The organism is Kitasatospora sp. NPDC024654, from assembly GCF_055559155.1.
Genome location: NZ_JBVHLF010000272.1, coordinates 1 through 1,285 on the forward strand (window position 1 = coordinate 1; position 1,285 = coordinate 1,285).

Annotated in this window: 1 protein-coding gene; it reads left to right on the forward strand. The window is 73.1% G+C overall.

Features of this window, described 5'->3' with window-relative positions:
* Positions 1-1,285 (forward strand): SWIM zinc finger family protein (locus tag ACZ38L_RS39570; RefSeq protein WP_465703019.1); only part of this gene is annotated, 1,285 nt, incomplete at both ends.

The window sequence follows — 1,285 nt, forward strand, 5'->3', positions numbered from 1 at the left end:
GTGACCGGGACTTGCGCCGACGCCTGGAGCTGCGGGCCGCGACCGCCGGCGCCGACCTCGGCCAGATGCGCGCACGGATCGCGGACCTGCTCGCGGTGGGCGGCTTCAGCCGCTACGGGTACGTCGAGTACGCCGACGCCCACGCCTACGCGGACCAGGCCGGTGAGGCCGTCGCGGCGATCAGCGCACTGACCGACACGGGGCAGGCAGGGCAGGCGGTCGTCCTCGCGCGGGAGGCGATCAGGCTGCTCGGCGAGACGTCCGACCAGGTGGACGACTCCGACGGACACCTCGGCGGGGTGGCAGCGGACCTCGGCGAGGCGCACCTGGAAGCCTGCCGTGCGGCCTCGCCCGACCCGAAGGAGACCGCCGAGTGGCTGGTCGGTCACCTGCTGGGCGGCCTGAGCCACCTGCCCGAGATCGATCTGGAGGACTACCGCGACATCCTCGGGGAGACGGGGCTCGCGCGGGTGCGGGAACTCGCGCAGGAGGCGTGGCGGCGCAGGCCGTCCGGCTGGGCCGAGAAGAACCTCATGCAGGACCTGGTCAAGGCCGAGGGCGACCTCGACGCGCTGATCGCCGTACACGCGGCCGACCTCGCCCCCTCCGGCTGGACCCACCTGGTGATCGCGCAGGAACTGGACGCGGCCGGCCGCGAGGGCGAGGCGCTCGAATGGGCCGAGCGCGGCCTGCGCACCACCGCCGGGCAGGCCCACGTCGACGACCGGCTGCTGGACTACGTCACCGCTCGGTACGTCCGGGCCGGGCGGCTCGCCGATGCCGCAGCCGTGCGCCGCGATCGGTTCAAGGCAGCGCGCACGCTGGCCGCCTACCGCAAGCTCCGGGACGCCGCCCGGGCGGCCGGAACCTGGGACACCGAACGCGCCACGGCACTGAACCTGCTGCGCACCGATGCCGAGAAGCGGCACGGCCGCGGGTGGTACGGCGACGGACCGGTGCTGATCGATGCCCTGATCGACGACGGGGACCTGGACGCGGCATGGGAGGCCGCCCCGGGACGCGCCGGCACCCGGCAGTGGCTGACACTGGCCGACCAGGTCCGCGAGAGCCGCCCGGCCGATGCACTGGAGGTGTACCGCCGCGCCATCGAGCCGCTCAAGCAGGTAACCGGCGATGGCAACTACCAGCAGATGGCCACGCTGCTGCTGAGCGCCCGCGCCTGCCACCGGGCACTGGGCACGGAAACAGAGTTCGCCAGCTACCTCGCTGCACTGCGAGCCGACCAGAAGCGCAAGCGCAATCTCATGAAGATCCTTGCCGAGAA